Raw genomic sequence first — 18,431 nt, 5'->3', positions numbered from 1 at the left:
TTCGATGGGAAATTAGCTTTTTATATTCTTTCTAAATAGCTAATTCCTTTTTGAGTTATTTTTCTTCCTCTTGGTGTTTTTACAATTAAATTATTAGAAATTAAAAGCGGTTCAATTTCTGAGATAATAGTTTCTTTTTGAAGAGATAAAAAACCTACAATTAGATCAAGAGAAACAGCTTTTTTATAAAAAGTCTCACTTAAAGACCTTAAATACTTAACTTGTGATTCATTTAGGCCATTTTCATAAATTCCTAGTTGTTTTAAAGTTTTATTAACTAATTTGTAATCAATAATTTGACACTCTTCATAAATGCAAAAATCCTTTGTTCTTTTGAGTAAATTAATTGCAAGACGAGGAATGTTTTGAGAATAAAGTGCTATTAAGTTAGTAGCTTTTTCATCAATTTGGATATTAAGCTTTTTAGAATTATTTTTTATAATTTTTTCAATATCTTCAACTTGATAGTTTGAAATTTGGCCAATCAAACCAAAACGATCTCTTAATGGCTTTGAAATTCTATTTATTTGAGTAGTAGCTCCTATAAATGTAAAAGGTTTTAAATTAAGACGCATTATTTTACTATTTGATTCAACTCCTATTACTATATCAACTACAAAATCTTCAAGAATTGAATATAAAAGTTCTTCAATATTTTTGTTGATCGCATGAATTTCATCAACAAAAATAATGTCATTTTCCTCTACTGAAGCAAAAAGAGTTAATATATCAGTTTTTTTATCTAAAAGATTACCTTGAGCATATTTAATTCTTGAATTTAAAGAATTTGAAATTATGCTAGCAAGAGAAGTCTTTCCTGTTCCGGGATTACCATAAAACAAAATATGATCTAAAGGACGATTTTGTACTTGTGCTGAGCTAATCATTACCTTTAGTAGCTTTTTCAACTTGTTTTGACCTACAAAATCACTAAAATTTTTAGGTCTAATTTCTTGCTTCTTTGCCATTTACAGTTGATATTTTCTTAATTGCATTTTCAACTAGTGTTTCAACATCATCTTGTAAATTCGCACTTTCAAGAGCATATTTAATTTGTTCTCTTTTAAAACCAAGCATTTTTAAAGTCTCTGTTGCATCCGAGATGTTTTGAATATTTGCACTAGGAACTTTTTCATCTTTTTCAAGAAACTTAGCTCATTTGTTTTGTAATTCAAAAATTATCTGATGACAATTTTTGACATTAATATATGGATATCTACTTAGAGTTTCCCAGTTTCCATTTGCTATCAATGAAGCAATCTTTTCTCATCCATCATTTAATAATATTAATGCAATACGTGGACCTATTCCATTAATTGAAATTAGATCTTCAAAAAGAACTCTTTCTTTAAAGTGAGTAAAACCATAAAGGGTTTTTTGATATTCATTTGAAAGCTCATAAATATAAAGCTTTAAAGTACGATCTTTTTCAAAATTTTCAGCTCGTGTAATATTAATTGTATAACCGGCTGAGTCACTTTCAAAAATTATGTATTTTTTATTTACATGTATAATTTTTCCTAATCTATATAAAAGCATTTTGTTCTCCTTGAATTTTTAAATTTTTAATTGTCTTACAACTATAAATAGCTAAAAATTCAAAATTTTTCAATAAAAAAAATAATTTAGGAAAAATTAGATCTTTTTTCTCAAAAATTTAAACTTTTATATTAAAATAATTTTTTGAATAAGTTGGATAATTCATTCATATTTATTGTATAATAACGCAGCAATTATTAATTTAAGCAGCATTTACTTTGAAGAAAAGGAGAAAATTATGGCAAATATAAAATCAAAAATTAAAAGTATCAAGACAATGGAAAAGGCAAGAAAGAGAAACTCAATGATTAAATCAAGAGTTAAAACTTCTATTAAAAAGGCTAAATTAGCTATAACTCAAGACTCAGATAATGCCAAGAAATTAGTCAGTGATGCTCACCATGAAATTCATAAAGCAAAATCTAAAGGTGTTTTTCACAAAAATACTGCTTTAAGAAAATCTTCAAGACTTGATTTGTTTTTTAACAAACATATGAAATCTGCTTAATATTTTAATTATTTTGAATAACTAATATTAAACAAGCACCAATAATAATTTGTGCTTCCTTTTTCTTTATTTTTTTGACTAAAATTAGCAACAACAAATTATTTAATCTATAATTTAATTATCATTTATTTTTTTAAATGATAAGACTTAAAAAATGAAGGAGTTAGTTATGAAACTAGATTTATTAAATTTATCTTTAAATACACTTGGTGCATTTGTCCCAAACCAACATCAAGTTGTAAAAGTTGATGAAAATGTTGTAGATAAAAATATTCTAAAAAACTACAATGATCTTGTTGAAAAATATAGAAAACATGATACTTTGAAAATTACAATCGCAACTAAAGACAAGCAATATTTAGCAAACGAAATTAAAAATAAATTTCAAGGTGATTATGAAATTTATGTTAGTAAATTTACTGATTTTGTATTTTTGACTTTAAATAAAGGATGACAGGAAAAGATTTTAGAAAATTTAAGTTTGATCTTAAAAATTAAAAATTTTTATTCTCTAAATATTTTTCCAATTTCTGAAGAAAAAGTAGAATTTTCAAGAAATATTCCCTCTAAGGAAATTTTTATTGGTCTTGACAATGAATATTTACAAAGGAAACGAGCTTATGATTATGTTGGTCTAACAGAAGAAAAAAGAAGAGAATTTTCTACAGGTGAGCAAAATGTTAAGTTGGGAATTTATGATGATGGAAAAATATCTCCAAATCCACTATTATTTGATAAAGAATGAATCACAAACAAGGAAAGATTTTGATGATTTAATAATACTTTTGGAGAACATGCTACAAATGTAGCTTCTGTTGCAGGGGGTTATAAAGGAGTTAACGAAAGAATAAAATTATATGGTATTAAAAGATTTAATTGAAATGGAATATCACAAGAAATTGAATGATTAATGTCTAATGGAGTAAAGGTTATTAATATGAGTTTTGGCCTTGGGCCAGGTAATAAATATAATGAATATGCAAATTATCTTGATCAATTGCAAAATAACAAAAATAATGAAGTTACAATTGTTACTTCAGCTGGAAATGATGCTATATATAAGGAAAAGGATCACAACTTGCAGCAAAATAAATTATCATATAATTCAATAGTTGTAGGAGCTTTGGATCACAATGATTTTTCTAAAGTTGCATCTTATAGTAATTATGGTTCTTTTTCAGGTGGTAAAAGTGTAACACTTTCTACTCCAGTTCCAATTCTATCTGGAACTAGTTTTTCTTCTCCTTTGGTAGCTGGAGTAATTGCAAGTTTAATGAACAAAAAAGAACAAATTTATAAAAAAGGTTTAGATAATTTAATTAGTCTTTCGGCATTATCTAGTTCATCAACTCAACAAGATGGAATTGATGAAAAAATGGGAGCTGGAGTTTTAAATATTCCTAATCTTGAAAAATCTTTAGATAATTTAAAATATATTGAATTTAAAGGTAGTGATGATCACTTAATGTCTCAGGATAAAATAGTCACACATAGCGTTTATCTAAAAAAAGGTCAAAAATTAAAAGCAGCACTAGCGTGAAATTTCAAAAATGAATTTGAACAAGATAGTCATTGATATAACTTATGAATTCCCACAAATAATATTGAAAAACCAATAGTTCATGATTTTGACTTATATATTGAAAGTGAAGTTGACCAAAATATAAGATCATCTTCTACATCTTCAAATAAAAATATTGAGGTTGCTTCATTATATGCAACAAAAGATGGTTGATATGATATAAAAGTAAAACAATACAAAAAAATGTCTAGAAATCAAAGTTATGATTTAGCTATTTCTTATAGCATACAATAGGTAGGAAAATATGAATAAATTTAAGAAAATATTATTATCACTAACCATTTTGCCTTTATCACTAGTAGCTTTTGTTTCGTGTCAAAGTGATCCAAACCAAGTCAAAAGCAATACATTCAAGAATATCAAAATTTCTAGTCATAATAGTATGTATGGAGAAAGTATTCGAAAGGAAGGACCTAGATCAGAGTATAAAGAAAAAGATTTTAATTTCTTTTTAAAAGAAAATCCAGATATAACAAAAGATCAGTTAATTGAACATCTTAAAACAGGTAATGCTTTTTTCATTGATTCGATGGAAAAATTTAGAAAATATTTTCCAGAAAAACTTTTTCCAGGAAAACCAAATATTGAAAATTTTGATGAAAATTTTTTTCAAAAACATAGCTTATTTTATTTCCGGGGCTATCATGTTTATTTAGGGGCTTATGTTAAATATCAATGGCCTATAGTAAAGCAATTAAATTATAATAAAAGTACTAAAAACATTGAATTAACTATTCAAAAAGAAAGAGATGGTATAAGAAGCTCAGCTAATGATGCGGTTATAGATGAAAATTTTGATTGATTATTGATTTTTGATAAAAGTGACCAAGTACCAAGTGATCAAGTTAATGGAGTATTAATTAAGTATATTGACTAAAATCACCTTTAAAAACAACAACACTAATATGTGTTGTTGTTTTTCATTAAACTAACTGTTAATATTAAATTTTTTAAATTTTTAGTTAGTTAATTTATTTTCGAGATAATTAATTTAATTTATAAATTTTCTTTTGTATTCTTATAGAGAAGAACTATAACATGATTATTAATTTTAATAAAATTGAACTTGCTAAATTAAAAATTTAAATAATTCAAAACTAAATCAAATGTAGTGCACACAAATAAAATCTAAAGATAATTTCATTTTAAAAAGTTTCAAAATTTATTCTTGATAAATTTACTAAAGGCCATTGAGAGCAATGTGTTAATAAAAAACAAGTAGCAATAATAAATTGTGTTTATTTTTTCCTTATTTTTTGACTCAAATCAACAATAACAAATTATTTAAACTATAATTTAATTATCATTTATTTTATTAAATTTTTAAGCTTAAAACAAGACTTAATTTAGTATAAAAAATAAGGGGTTAGTTATGAAACTAGATTTATTAAATTTATCTTTAAATACACTTGGTGCATTTGTTCCAAAGCAACATCAAGTTGTAAAAGTTAATGAAGATGTTGTAGATAAAAATATTCTAAAAAATTACAATGATCTTGTTGAAAAATATAGAAGACATGATATTTTGAAAATTACAATTGCAATTAAAAACAAGCAATATTTTGTAAATGAAATTAAAAATAAATTTACTGATTTTGTATTTTTGGCTTTAAATAAAGTTTCTACATTTAGAAACAAAAATATTGAGGTTGCTTCATTATATGCAACAAAAGATGGTTGATATGATATAAAAGTAAAACAATACAAAAAAATGTCTAGAAATCAAAGTTATGATTTAGCTATTTCTTATAGCATACAATAGATAGGAAAATATGAATAAATTTAAAAAAATATTATTATCACTAACCATTTTGCCTTTATCACTAGTAGCTTTTGTTTCGTGTCAAAGTGATCCAAACCAAGTCAAAAGCAATACATTCAAGAATATCAAAATTTCTAGTCATAGTATGTATGGAGAAAGCATTCGAAAAGAAGGGGGTAGATCAGAGTATAAAGAAAAAGATTTTAATTTCTTTTTAAATGAAAATCCACATATAACAAAAGATCAGTTAATTGAACATCTTAAAACAGGTAATGCTTTTTTCATTGATTCGATGGAAAAATTTAGAAAATATTTTCCAGAAAAACTTTTTCCAGGAAAACCAAATATTGAAAATTTTGATGAAAATTTTTTTCAAAAACATAGCTTATTTTATTTCCGGGGCTATCATGTTTATTTAGGGGCTTATGTTAAATATCAATGGCCTATAGTAAAGCAATTAAATTATAATAAAAGTACTAAAAACATTGAATTAACTATTCAAAAAGAAAGAGATGGTATAAGAAGCTCAGCTAATGATGCGGTTATAGATGAAAATTTTGATTGATTATTGATTTTTGATAAAAGTGACCAAGTACCAAGTGATCAAGTTAATGGAGTATTAATTAAGTATATTGACTAAAATCACCTTTAAAAACAACAACACTAATATAAACTAGGACAAAAAAAGTGACTATTTAAAAAACACTTAGAACATCTCAGCTTTGTTGAGGTGTTTTTCATTCTAAGATTGATTGTAATCTTTCATTATTGTATCAGTCAATATAATTTTGAATAATTTCTTGCAATTCTTTGAATGATAATTTTGAAATTTTTAGATCATTTAAGCACTCACTTTTGATATTTGAAAAGAAATATTCTGCTTCTCGATTATCAAGTGAATTTGCGATTCTACTCATTGAAATTATCCCATTGTTTTCTTTAATAATTTCACTATACTGATTTGATGAATATTGACTTCCATGATCTGAGTGAATTATTCACTCTTTATCAAATTTGATTTTAGAAATATGATCTAAAACTAACTTAACATCATTTCTTTTACTTAGATTTCAATTAATTATTTTCTTGCTTTGATGATGAATTGCAATCGATAAATAAACATGATTGTTAATTGCATCTTTGGGGCTTGGAATATAAGTTACATCAGTGGCAACTATGTTGTTAAATTTGCCATTGTAGTCTCTTTGAATTAGATTTTGATATTTAGTATTAAGATTTTTAATTTCATTTTTTCTTTTTGCTCTTCTAATTTTGCAAAAAAGATTTAATTTAAGCAAAATTCTACCTATTTTTCGATAGTTTATATACCTTTTATATTTATTTTGAATATAAATTTCTAATCTTTTTCTACCAAATATACCTTTGTTTTCATGAAATGATTTTCTAATAATTTCTTCAATTTCTTGATCTTTTTTCGGCTCTGCAAGTTTAGGTTTTTTTCAAGAATAATATGTTGATTTTGAAAAGAGAAATTCTTTTCATGAAATTTTAGTTAATATTTTTTCTTTATCTTTATGTTCTTTAATTTTTTTTCGAATTTCTTTTTCACTAATGTCATCAAAAATTATTCTATAAATTTTAACAATCTCTTCTAATTCTTCTCTTGTATATTCATTAACTTCTTTTCTTTTTGGTGGTCTACCGTTATTTTTTTTGTTAGCTGTAGATTTGCCAGTTTGTGAAATTAAAGATTGTTCATCTTTTTGAAAAGCAGAATATTTTTTGAAAAATCAAGATTTTACATATGTATTTTTTCAATCTTTACCAATATTTTTGTTTACTAAAAATATATATTTTTTTATATTAATTTTTCCATCATAAAATTCTTCATATAATGAAAATCATTTCTTTCATTGTTCTGGTTTTAGTTGTTTCATAAACACTCCTATTTAAAGTATATTTTAAAAAGTGTTTTTTATTTTTTTGTCCCAGTTTAATATGTGTTGTTGTTTTTCATTAAACTAACTGTTAATATTAAATTTTTTAAATTTTTAGTTAGTTAATTTATTTTCGAGATAATTAATTTAATTTATAAATTTTCTTTTGTATTCTTATAGAGAAGAACTATAACATGATTATTAATTTTAATAAAATTGAACTTGCTAAATTAAAAATTTAAATAATTCAAAACTAAATCAAATGTAGTGCACACAAATAAAATCTAAAGATAATTTCATTTTAAAAAGTTTCAAAATTTATTCTTGATAAATTTACTAAAGGCCATTGAGAGCAATGTGTTAATAAAAAACAAGTAGCAATAATAAATTGTGTTTATTTTTTCCTTATTTTTTGACTCAAATCAACAATAACAAATTATTTAAACTATAATTTAATTATCATTTATTTTATTAAATTTTTAAGCTTAAAACAAGACTTAATTTAGTATAAAAAATAAGGGGTTAGTTATGAAACTAGATTTATTAAATTTATCTTTAAATACACTTGGTGCATTTGTTCCAAAGCAACATCAAGTTGTAAAAGTTAATGAAGATGTTGTAGATAAAAATATTCTAAAAAATTACAATGATCTTGTTGAAAAATATAGAAGACATGATATTTTGAAAATTACAATTGCAATTAAAAACAAGCAATATTTTGTAAATGAAATTAAAAATAAATTTACTGATTTTGTATTTTTGGCTTTAAATAAAGTTTCTACATTTAGAAACAAAAATATTGAGGTTGCTTCATTATATGCAACAAAAGATGGTTGATATGATATAAAAGTAAAACAATACAAAAAAATGTCTAGAAATCAAAGTTATGATTTAGCTATTTCTTATAGCATACAATAGATAGGAAAATATGAATAAATTTAAAAAAATATTATTATCACTAACCATTTTGCCTTTATCACTAGTAGCTTTTGTTTCGTGTCAAAGTGATCCAAACCAAGTCAAAAGCAATACATTCAAGAATATCAAAATTTCTAGTCATAGTATGTATGGAGAAAGCATTCGAAAAGAAGGGGGTAGATCAGAGTATAAAGAAAAAGATTTTAATTTCTTTTTAAATGAAAATCCACATATAACAAAAGATCAGTTAATTGAACATCTTAAAACAGGTGATGCTTTTTTCATTGATTCGATGGAAAAATTTAGAAAATATTTTCCTGAAAAACTTTTTCCAGGAAAACCAAATATTGAAAATTTTGATGAAAATTTTTTTCAAAAACATAGCTTATTTTATTTTCGAGGTTACCATGTTTATTTAGGGGGTTATGATAGATATCAAAGTCCTATAATAAAACAATTAAATTATAATAAAAGTACTAGAAACATTGAATTAACTATCCAAAAAGAAAGGGATGGTATAAGAGATTCATTTAATAAAGCAATTAAAGAAGAAAATTTTGACTGATTATTGATTTTTGATAAAAGTGACCAGGTACCAAGTGATCAAGTTAATGAAGTATTAATTAAGTATATTGACTAAAATCACCTTTAAAAACAACAGCACTAATATGTGTTGTTGTTTTTTATTAAACTAACATATGAAATGCAGTGTTTACAAATAAAATCTAAAGTTCATTAAGACTAATGGGTAATAATAATAATAATAATAATAATAATAATAAAAAAAAAAAAAAAAAAACAAAAAAACTAGTCATGTAAAATAACTAGTTTTTTTGTTTTTCAAAGTTTTTATCTAGCTAATAAGATTCCATCAAGAGGGTGATCACCTCAAATATGAATTTCTCCATTTACATATCTAAAGTGAACTTTAAAGTATTTTCTATATTCATATCAATGATTTCTAACACTTATATTAAGAGTTCAAGTATTATCATCAGTTTGATTTCAGCTGTCTCTTCTATTATCAAGATCAATTCAAAATACTTTTTTATTATATGTTCTATATTTAATTTGTTTTAGAGCACCTTGTAAATCAAATTTTCAATGTTCATCTTTGTATTTCAAAAAGTCTCTTTTGATAAATAATGGATTTAGCTGATTTGCTTTAGGATGGTTAAAGTAAATTCTTTGTCCATAGTTTAAAATTAGTTTTCTTTGTGAAGATTTATTACCTTTGGTAATTATATATAAGATCTCAAAGTCACTTAATTTATTTTCTTTTTCAACTTGATTATCATATTTATATTTTAGTGAAGTTATATTATGAGTGTTATAGATGTTAAGAGTATAACCTTCTGGAATGTATAAATCGTAGTATTTTTTAATTAATTCAATTCTTTCACTTGAAGTTTTTTTTGCTAAGAACTCATTTTTGAATTCTTCAGAAGTTTTTAAATGGCTTGTTCTAATTGCAAAAACTGTTTCATTAAGTCATTCTCTTATGTGATCTCTAATGTTTTTTTCTTTATTTGTAACTAGATTACTTAGTCTATGTAAAATGGTAAATTGCTCAGCTGTTTGATCAGCGATATCTTCTCTATGAGCACCTTTATTTTTTCTAGGTGATCCCATGTTTTGAGTTCTTATAGAAAATGATAGGGTTTCATTTGAAATTCTAAAAGGAGCTATTAAATTTGTAAAGTAATCAACCAAAGCATCTAAGTCATTGTTTTGTCTAGCTTCTACAATTTTTTGAATAAATTGATTTCTTGGCATTTTGGTTGTTATAGCAATTGATCTATGCTCTCTTGTATCTTCATCGTCATATTGTTCAAAGTCTGTGAAAATAAGATCTTTTTTAAATCCTGAAAAGACTTTTCTTATTACAATATTAGTTTCACTGCTTGAGTTAGATTTTCTAGTGAATTTAACATCAAAGTGAATTTCACCTGCTACATTTTTATATTCAATATTATCAACTGAAACATTATAGTGTTTTAAAAGCTCTTTACTTGTTTGATTATTTTGGAATTTAAAATAAAAAGATTTTGTACCAAAAGTATTAGCTATAAATTTAAAATGTGTTTTATCTTGTTTAATATCTCTTGGATTGTCTTTTAAAATATTTCCTTTTGCAACTACATCAAACCATGAAGCATCAAATTTCTTAAATCCATTAAGCACTCTTGTTACTTTTTGTGAGTGACCATTTTTTTCAAAGATAACTTCAACATTTATAGAATTTTGTTTTAGATTATATTGAGGATTAGATGCAATTTTATATTTAACTTGAATATCTTTTTCAGGAGTTATTATAGATTTGTTTTTATCAAATAAGGTAATGTTTTCTAGGATTTGATTTGGTGAAAGTTCATTAATTGATTTGTTTTTAAATGGAGAGTCATTTTCTAAAGCAATTTCATTAACTTCAAGAACATGTTGAGCTAAGTAACTATCAATTATGTTATGTGTTTTAACTTCAACATTAATTTTTCCTGATCTTGCATTTGTTTTTTTGTTTCTTAGAGTGTAGGTTAAAATACCTCTATCATTAGAGTTAGCTTTTGCTTTAAAAGATATAAACTCAAATTCAAGTCCATCGGGAATGGCCACTGAAAAAAGAGATTGTAATTTTTCAAGTTGTTGCTCAGGAGTTGCATTGTCTCCTAGGTAATAGAATTCTCTAATAATTTGATCAGCTGATAATTTTTTATCATTTCTTACACTTATTAAAATATTTTTATTAGTTATTCCTAATTGGAATCCAACAACTTCATATAAAAATTCTTTTAATCTATCTTTTGTTTTTTTAAAAATTGTCATTTTAATTTTTAACTTACCATTAACTTCATCAAGAGAACTAACTGAGTAAGAAATATCATATTTGTTAAAATCAAAATTTTCTATAGTTTTATTTTTTACAACAAGACTTTCTTTGATTATCTTGTCATTCATAACAACAGAGCTAGCAAGTCTATCTTTTTTATTCGAAAAATCTAATTGAAAATCTGATTCTTTTAATGATTCAAATTCTGTTAATAAATTTGTTAATTTTAATTCTTTTGTTTTAACTTCTTTACCTTGTTTTTGAACAATCACTTTAACATCTAAAGTTCCTTCATCATTGTTACTATTTGAAGCAAGTTTAAAACTAATTGAATATCCTTGTGGTAAAGAAAGCTCTGAAAATTTATTTTTATCATCACTTACTAAAACTTTTAAATTACTTAGATTTAGATCACTTTCTTTGAATTGTGAAGGAAGTTTTTGTTTTAGTTGAGAATTTTCTTTAAGTTCAATTTTAGAAATTTTATCAAATATAGCTAATGTTTCATCCTTAGGTTCAACCTTAGGTTTGTCTTTTGGTTCATTTTTAGGCTCTGTTTTAGGTTGGTCTTTAGGTTTTTCATTAGGCTCATCGATCTTAGGTTTATCCTTAGAATCACTCATTGGATTAGTCTTAGGCTCATCTTCTCTTGGCTCTTCAACCTTAGGCTCATCAGTCTTAGGCTCATCTTTAGAATTTGTGTTAGAGTTATCTTTTTTAGGCTCATCTTTAGAGTCATTCTTTTTAAGAGATAAATTTGTAATTTCTTCAACAATTGTATTAGTTTCAATTCTTCCGTTTTTTGAATTAGGATTTTCACTAGTTCCATTATCTAAATTGTTCTTAACTAATTTGTAAGTTAAAAGACCCACTGAAGCATCATTTGCTTTTGGTGCAAGTGAGACAAACTCAAATTCATATCCATTAGGAAGATCAATATTTAAAGTTTCTTTTAACTTATTTACATCATCTTCAGTTTTATTAGCTCCAAAGCCTTTTGATGTAATGTTCAATAGCTCTTCAATGCTTAGGTCGTTTTTAACTAAATTTATCTTAGCTTTAAGTGAAGAATCATCTAGATTGTATTTTTTAAAATCTTTTAAAACAAATTCAAATGAATTTTTTATATTTTCGTTTGTTTTAAGTTGTAGAGTTAATCTAATTTTAGCCTCAGCATCAATGTCATTTACATAAACTTTTTCATAAAGAACTTTATATTTTTCAATGTCTAAAGTTTCTAACAAACTTTTTAGTTCAAAATTAGTTGTTACTAATTGTTGATTAGAATCAATAAGCTCACTAGGGTGAATTTGCTCTTTGTTAGAAAGAGATAAGTTTAAATTATTTGATTGAGTTTTTTGGATTGTATTTTTAAAACCATGTAATTTAACTTCTCTAGTAACGGGTACTCCGTTATATGAAAATTCAACCAGAACTTTTAAAGTACCTTCATCATCATTTGCGAATTTTTCATTTTGATTTTGGTTTGAATTTCTTTGACTATTTTCTTCTTGCTTTTGTTCATTAGAAATTAATTTATATGAAACATTTATTTTTTCATCAAGTTGAGTATCTGTGTCAGTTAAAAATTTTATGTTAATATTGTCCTTAGTTAAAAGAGTTGAATCAGTTATTTGAGAAGGCAATAAATTTTTTAAATCTTTTGCACTTTCTTTAATTTCTAATTCTTTGACATCTTGTATTTCAGCACTTAATTTTTCTGATAAAGAAGATTCATATTTTATCTTTTAAAACCTTTCAAGTTACTATACCAGAACCCGAGGCCACGATTGCCGCAGAACCTCCTATGGCACTTATCAAAATAGCTTTTTTTATTTTCATAAAATTCCTTTCAATATACTAAAATTATACAAAATAATAAATTTTTAAAAGTCACAAGATCTTATCTAGAGACATTGGTTAATTTATAAGCCTTGTTTTTGCATAAAATTATTGCTTTTTTTTGCTTTTTAGTTTTTACTTAACAGAGCATATTTCGACTTATTTTTCTATTCTTAAGTTAATTGCCAAAAATTTTAAAAAAAGCAAAAAACAAAATTATTTGAGAAAAATAAGCTAGTTTTTCATAAAAGTTGATTTCAATGGATAAAAAACTTGGATGGAAAATAAATCAAAAATTTAATAAAACTAAAATATGCTTGTTAGAATAAATCTAAAACCCTAAGTTAAAGACAAATCTAAAATAGGGACTTATTTTTTTGGTTCTAAAATAACTAAGCCATCAATTTGATGATCTCCTTCAATTTGGATCTTTCCATCAACATATTTAAATTTAACTTTGTTTTTTATTCATTTTCCATCTTTTTTAAATTCTTGTCTTAGTGTTACAGAATTATCTTTTCCATATCCTCATTGATCTGTTTTATGAACATCAACGAAGAAAATTTGATCTTTATTGTCTCGGTATTTAATTTGTTTAACTGAGTGTTGCAATGCTCATCTTCAAACATTGTCATTATATTTTTTTATAAAATCAGCTTTGACAAATACTGGATTTAGTCCATTTTTTTGTGGAGCTCTTAAATATACTTTTTTAGCATAAGTTAAAATGGTTTGACCTTTAATGGCTTTTCCGTCTTTTTTCAATGTGTAATTTAGTTCAAAATCAGTAAATTCATTACCCTGTCAGATTTTTTTATCATGAACATATTGTATTGGTCATAAATAATCACCACGCACAATAGTTAATTCATATCCACTAGGAATGTAAAGATCATAGTATTTTTTAAGAAAATCAACTTTTGCCTTAGAAGGATTTGAACTTAAAGTTCATTGAGATGTAAATCCGCTTTCAAATTTTAGAGCATCTATTGAAAAGTCTTTTCTAATTGCAAAAACAGCTGTTTTAAAATAATTGAATATTTCTTGTCTTATTTTTTCCTTTTTTTGTTGTTGATTTAAACCTCGAATATTTAAATTATGAACAATTCTAAATTGTTCTCCACTTTCACTTGTATAGTCTAATCTATGAGCTCCTCTATTTTGTTGTTTTGAACCTAGATTGTTAGTTCTAATTAAATATGTAAAGCTATTTCCATTCAAATGAACAGGATCTATTAAGCTAAATAAATAAGCACTAAGAGCCTCTAAATTATTTATGTTTCTAATATAATCAATTCTTTTAATAAAATCTTCACGGATGGTTGAAGTTTGTATAGAAAAGACTGTATGATTGTTAGGCTCTTGTTCATTTTCTATTTTATATCTATCTTTTCAAAGTCCTGAAGCTTCAAAAAATTCAAAATTTTTAAAACCATCAAAAGCTTTGTTAGCTGAAAAAATAGGCTCTCTTTGTCCTTTTTGAAAAACTTTAACGTCAATGGTTGCATCACCTTCAATGGTTTTTTGTTGAAGGTTTGAAACACTAAAACTATAGTGTTTTATAATTTGTTGGCCTATTTTAGGATCTTTAAAATTAAGATTAAAAATTCGAGTTTCAAGTGAATTTTCTAAAAATTTAAAGTTTTCTTTAGCTCCTCTTAATACTCCAAAATAATTGGCATATTTAAATTCATTTTTTATAGCAACATCAAATAAGCTAGCATCAAATTTTTTTAGACCAGTAACTGTTCTACTTATTCTACCGCTTTTATCATCTTTACTATAGTGAAACTCAATTTTGATTGATCCTTCTTTTAGATCATAATCAGGATTATTATGTATTTTGTAGAAAGAGTTTACTCCTTCTAATGGAGTAATTAGATTGTTGTCTTTATCATAGAGTTTAAATTCACTATTGTATTTGCTATCTAATACTTGGTTTTCTTCAAATTCAGTTGCAAGTTTGTTTTTTAATTGACCATTAGCATCAAGTTCAATTTTTGAAATACTATTTAAAGATTTTTCAATAGCTTTAAGAAGTGGATCATATCCTTGAACTTCAGTTTGGATATGACCAGTTTCATCTTCAGTTTTTAAATGTTTTAAATAGTAAGTTAAAACACCAATATCTTTTGCATTTGCTTTGGCTTTAAAATCAACAAAGTAAAATTCATAACCTACTGGAACAAATTCAACAAAAAGCTCTTTTAGTTTATCAGCTGCTTCTCTAGGGCTATGACCTTTTCTTAGTTTTGAAAATCCATCAATCATTTCTTGAACTGTTAATTTATAAGGATTTTCAAGATGCATTAAAATTTCTGGAGTATTTCAATATCTATAAAATCCATCAATTTCAAAGTTAAATACTTTTGATTTATTTCCTTTTTTTGTAGATAAAGTCATTTTGAAAATTATTTTTCCGCGTCTATCACTAATATAAGAGACTAAAAAAGTTTTATCATAATTTTCCATTTTGAATTTTGCTTTGGGATTTAAAATAATAAGCTTTTCAAGTTCATTTGTTTTAGAAGCTATTCTACCAATATTAAGCTGTGCTCTTTTTTCAATTTCAATTACACTAAAATCACTTTGGCTTGCAAAGTCTAACTCACTTAAAAGCCCTTGTAATTCTAAAGTTTTTGTTTCAATTACTTTTTCACCTTGTGAAAGACTAAGTTTAACTTCTAATATACCGTTGACATCATCTGCCTTTAGAATTTCAAATTTTTGACTTGTTCCATAAGGTAAAATAAATTCACCATCATTTTTTAATAGTCTTATATTAGATGAAGTTAATTGATTATTGTTAACCTTTGAAGGTAAAATTGATTTTAACACTGAATTTTGAGTTAATTCAATTTTAGAAACTCTATCCATTTTTTTCTCTGGTAGTTTCTCTTCTTTAGGTTTATCTTTTTCGGGTGGTTTTGGCTTTGGTTTTGGCTGCTCTTCTTGAATTTGAGATCTTTTTATTTCAAAAGTTTTTAACTTACTTTCAACTACTCCGTTTTTTGAACTAGGATTTGCTTGACTACCGCTATGCAAGTTTTTAATAACTAGTTTGTAGGTTAAAATTGCACTTTCTGGATCATCATTTTTTGTCTCAATTGAAACAAAAGAAAAATCTAAGCCTTCAGGAAGACTTATGTCTAAATAATTTTTAAGACTAGCAAAAGCCTCTTGAGTTGTTTTTGATTTAAAAGCTTCAGTAACAACTCTTTTTAACTCTTCAATTGCTATATCTTTTTTAACTAAAGTAAATTTAGCTTCTAATGAATCTGCAATAACATATTTTTTAAAACCATTTATAACAAATTCGAATTTATTGTTGATATTTTCATTTGTTTTAAGCTTTGCATTAACTCTAATTTTTGCACTAGCTGTTACATCATTGAAATATATCTTTTCATATGTTAGGTTATATTTATTAAGATCTAATTTTTTACTTTGGTTTTTTAGCTCTAGTGACTTAGTTGCAACATTTTGGTTTGAACTTAAAAGCTCACTTGCTAAAATCTGATCTTTATTTGAAACTTTAAAGTTTAAATCACCTGCTTTAATACTTTGGATTAAAGTTTTAAATCCAATTAGTTTTAAATCTTTAACAATTTCTTGATTATCAACTTGGAATTTAGCCCTAACTACTAAGCTACCTTCATCGTCATTTACATTATTTGTTTTTCCTGTGATAAGTTCATAGGTTATTTTTATTTTTTCATCAAGTTTGTTAATTGATGAGTTTTTAAATTTTAAATCAATGTTTTCTGAATTTAAAAGTTTTGGATCTTTTAAATCTGAGGCCAATAAATCTTTTAAAACTCTTGCTTTTTCTTTTATTTCTAAATGATTTATATTTTTGATTGTTTCATTTTCAGGGCTTTGGGGTCTTTTTACATCATCCATGTTTTGCCTAATTGGAGGAGAACTTCTTCTATCGCTAGCTACTTTTACACCAATACCAATTGCGCTTATTGTAGCAACTGTAAGTGCACCAGCAATAATAGATATTATTACACTTTTTTTTAGCTTCATACAACACGCTCTCCAAATTTAATCTAGTAATATTATACCAAATTCAGAGTGTTTTTAAAAAATATCAAAATAGGCTTTTTAATTTTAACATATAAATAAAAAATCAATACATATTTTATAAAATTTTTTTTATTTATAATAAACAAGCTCTTTTTTGTTGTTTTAAACTTTAAAAACATCTTAAAAAATTAAATTAATTTAGATTTACTTTCAACTTTTTTAAAATGTTAAAAAACAAACTAATTATTAAAAAAATAGTTTTTTTATTAGATAAACAAAAACTAAAATTATTAATTCAAATACTTTTATATTAGTTAGTTTGCTTAATTATTAAAGATAAAGATTAATAAAAAAAGTAAAAACCAAAGTCATAAAAAATTAGTTTTTACTTTTAGAGTTGATTTTTCAAAAATCACTTGTTAGTTTATTAAATTATGCCAAAAACATCAATTGGATGGTTTGCTCAGATTCGGATTTTGCCATCAATAAATCTAAAATAAATTTTGATGCATTCATTGTTTAATATTGATATAAGACTAGAAAGATGTTATTGCTTTAAACTGGCTTATCTTTTTTTAACATCTACAAAGAAAACTGCTTTGTTATTTTTGTAAAACTTAACTTGCTTAATAAAAGTTAGGAAGTTCTTATTTTAAATTACCATTATCATATCTATTTAAATAGTTTTGTTTGACAAAGATTGGATTTAGTTGATTATTTTTTAAAATCATCTAAAAGAAAATCAAAATAATTTTTTGATATTTTGTTTTAGTATTAACTCTAATTTTAGCTCTAATTAAACATCATTTAAAAACACTCTATATTTATCAAGGTTTAAAATTTACCTTGATTTTTAATGGTAAAAAGATCAGATTTAAGAGAGCTATTTTTGTCTAATAATTGATTTAGAAAATTTCGTGTTGGTCTAAAACTTTAAAATTTAAAACACTTTTTTAAGTGTTTTCAACTAGAGTTTTAAATCCAAATAATTTTACATCTTTGCTAGCTTTTGCTCTTCCAAGAGAAAAGATCAAACGAACAAGCAAAGATCCTTCGTCATCATTTGCATGATTTTGTTTTTGTTTATTTTCATCAGTTATTAATTCATATGAAACTTTTATCTTTGGATCAAGAGCAACGTTGGGGTTATTTTTAAATTTTAAATTAATATTTTCTGAAGTTAAAAGGCTAGTATCTTTTAGTTGAGAAGGAAAAATTTTTTTTAACTCAAAAGCTTTTTGATTAATTTTTAAAGATTCAACATCATTAATTTCGCCTTTTAAATCTTGAGATAAAGAAAAATTTGTCTTATCACTTAATATTTTTGTGGTCATTGCTGCTATACTTGTTCCTACAAGTATTACAGAAGTGATCCCTAGAGTTATTAATAGAGTTTTTTTAGTTTTCATAATACTTTCCAATGCATTTAAATTATACTAAAATTAACCTTTTTTTAGGTTGAGGCATTTTTTGTCAAAAAAACTATTACAAAACCTTTTCAATCTAAAAATATTTATTAATAT

At 24.6% G+C, this 18,431-nt stretch carries 13 protein-coding genes; 7 read left to right on the top strand and 6 right to left on the bottom strand.

Annotation, left to right across the window (positions count from 1 at the left end):
• Nucleotides 1-20: 20 nt before the first annotated feature.
• Nucleotides 21-968 (bottom strand): Holliday junction branch migration DNA helicase RuvB, encoded by a 948-nt coding sequence (gene ruvB, locus EXC36_RS03285; protein WP_010925459.1) that lies wholly within the window; start codon nucleotides 966-968, stop codon nucleotides 21-23.
• The gene (gene ruvA / locus EXC36_RS03280; protein WP_010925458.1) at nucleotides 946-1,539 is read right to left on the bottom strand and encodes a Holliday junction branch migration protein RuvA; all 594 of its coding nucleotides are present in this window, start codon (nucleotides 1,537-1,539) and stop codon (nucleotides 946-948) included. Before ruvA ends, ruvB begins: the two co-directional genes overlap by 23 nt.
• A 238-nt stretch (nucleotides 1,540-1,777) precedes the next feature.
• On the opposite strand from ruvA, the gene rpsT reads away from it, so the two are divergent.
• The 5 genes from rpsT to EXC36_RS03255 all read left to right on the top strand — a co-directional run bounded on the left by rpsT (nucleotide 1,778) and on the right by EXC36_RS03255 (nucleotide 6,031).
• The gene (gene rpsT, locus EXC36_RS03275) at nucleotides 1,778-2,047 is read left to right on the top strand and encodes a 30S ribosomal protein S20 (protein ID WP_010925457.1); all 270 of its coding nucleotides are present in this window, start codon (nucleotides 1,778-1,780) and stop codon (nucleotides 2,045-2,047) included.
• Nucleotides 2,048-2,216: 169 nt separating this feature from the next.
• On the top strand, nucleotides 2,217-3,863 hold the full coding sequence (locus tag EXC36_RS03270) for a S8 family serine peptidase (protein ID WP_041364196.1): 1,647 nt from the start codon (nucleotides 2,217-2,219) through the stop codon (nucleotides 3,861-3,863).
• A 10-nt stretch (nucleotides 3,864-3,873) separates the two neighbouring features.
• Entirely contained in the window at nucleotides 3,874-4,506 is a 633-nt protein-coding gene (locus tag EXC36_RS03265) for a hypothetical protein (RefSeq protein WP_010925455.1), read from the top strand.
• A 495-nt stretch (nucleotides 4,507-5,001) separates the two neighbouring features.
• A complete protein-coding gene (locus EXC36_RS03260; RefSeq protein WP_010925454.1) occupies nucleotides 5,002-5,391 on the top strand; it encodes a hypothetical protein in 390 nt (129 codons plus the stop codon).
• 10 nt (nucleotides 5,392-5,401) lie between these two features.
• A complete protein-coding gene (locus tag EXC36_RS03255) occupies nucleotides 5,402-6,031 on the top strand; it encodes a hypothetical protein (RefSeq protein WP_129690409.1) in 630 nt (209 codons plus the stop codon).
• Between the two features lie 55 nt (nucleotides 6,032-6,086).
• Here the strand turns inward: EXC36_RS03255 and EXC36_RS03250 are convergent, their stop codons facing one another.
• Nucleotides 6,087-7,289, bottom strand: a complete 1,203-nt coding sequence (locus tag EXC36_RS03250) for an IS3-like element IS1138B family transposase (RefSeq protein ID WP_041363864.1) — start codon at nucleotides 7,287-7,289, stop codon at nucleotides 6,087-6,089.
• A gap of 528 nt (nucleotides 7,290-7,817) precedes the next feature.
• On the opposite strand from EXC36_RS03250, the gene EXC36_RS03245 reads away from it, so the two are divergent.
• Complete coding sequence (locus EXC36_RS03245) at nucleotides 7,818-8,207, top strand: hypothetical protein (protein WP_010925454.1); 390 nt, start codon at nucleotides 7,818-7,820, stop codon at nucleotides 8,205-8,207.
• A gap of 10 nt (nucleotides 8,208-8,217) precedes the next feature.
• Nucleotides 8,218-8,847, top strand: a complete 630-nt coding sequence (locus tag EXC36_RS03240) for a hypothetical protein (protein WP_010925453.1) — start codon at nucleotides 8,218-8,220, stop codon at nucleotides 8,845-8,847.
• Nucleotides 8,848-9,056: 209 nt separating this feature from the next.
• Here the strand turns inward: EXC36_RS03240 and EXC36_RS03235 are convergent, their stop codons facing one another.
• The 3 genes from EXC36_RS03235 to EXC36_RS03225 all read right to left on the bottom strand — a co-directional run bounded on the left by EXC36_RS03235 (nucleotide 9,057) and on the right by EXC36_RS03225 (nucleotide 18,317).
• The gene (locus tag EXC36_RS03235) at nucleotides 9,057-12,737 is read right to left on the bottom strand and encodes a lipoprotein 17-related variable surface protein (RefSeq protein ID WP_223212154.1); all 3,681 of its coding nucleotides are present in this window, start codon (nucleotides 12,735-12,737) and stop codon (nucleotides 9,057-9,059) included.
• A gap of 508 nt (nucleotides 12,738-13,245) precedes the next feature.
• Complete coding sequence (locus EXC36_RS03230) at nucleotides 13,246-16,908, bottom strand: lipoprotein 17-related variable surface protein (protein WP_129690405.1); 3,663 nt, start codon at nucleotides 16,906-16,908, stop codon at nucleotides 13,246-13,248.
• Nucleotides 16,909-17,861: 953 nt separating this feature from the next.
• Entirely contained in the window at nucleotides 17,862-18,317 is a 456-nt protein-coding gene (locus tag EXC36_RS03225) for a lipoprotein 17-related variable surface protein (protein WP_041364191.1), read from the bottom strand.
• Nucleotides 18,318-18,431: the final 114 nt, after the last annotated feature.

Origin of the sequence: Mycoplasmopsis pulmonis (assembly GCF_900660575.1) — a bacterium.
Taxonomy (GTDB): domain Bacteria; phylum Bacillota_I; class Bacilli_A; order Mycoplasmatales; family Metamycoplasmataceae; genus Mycoplasmopsis_B; species Mycoplasmopsis_B pulmonis.
This window is presented reverse-complemented; position numbering and strand designations above follow the sequence as displayed.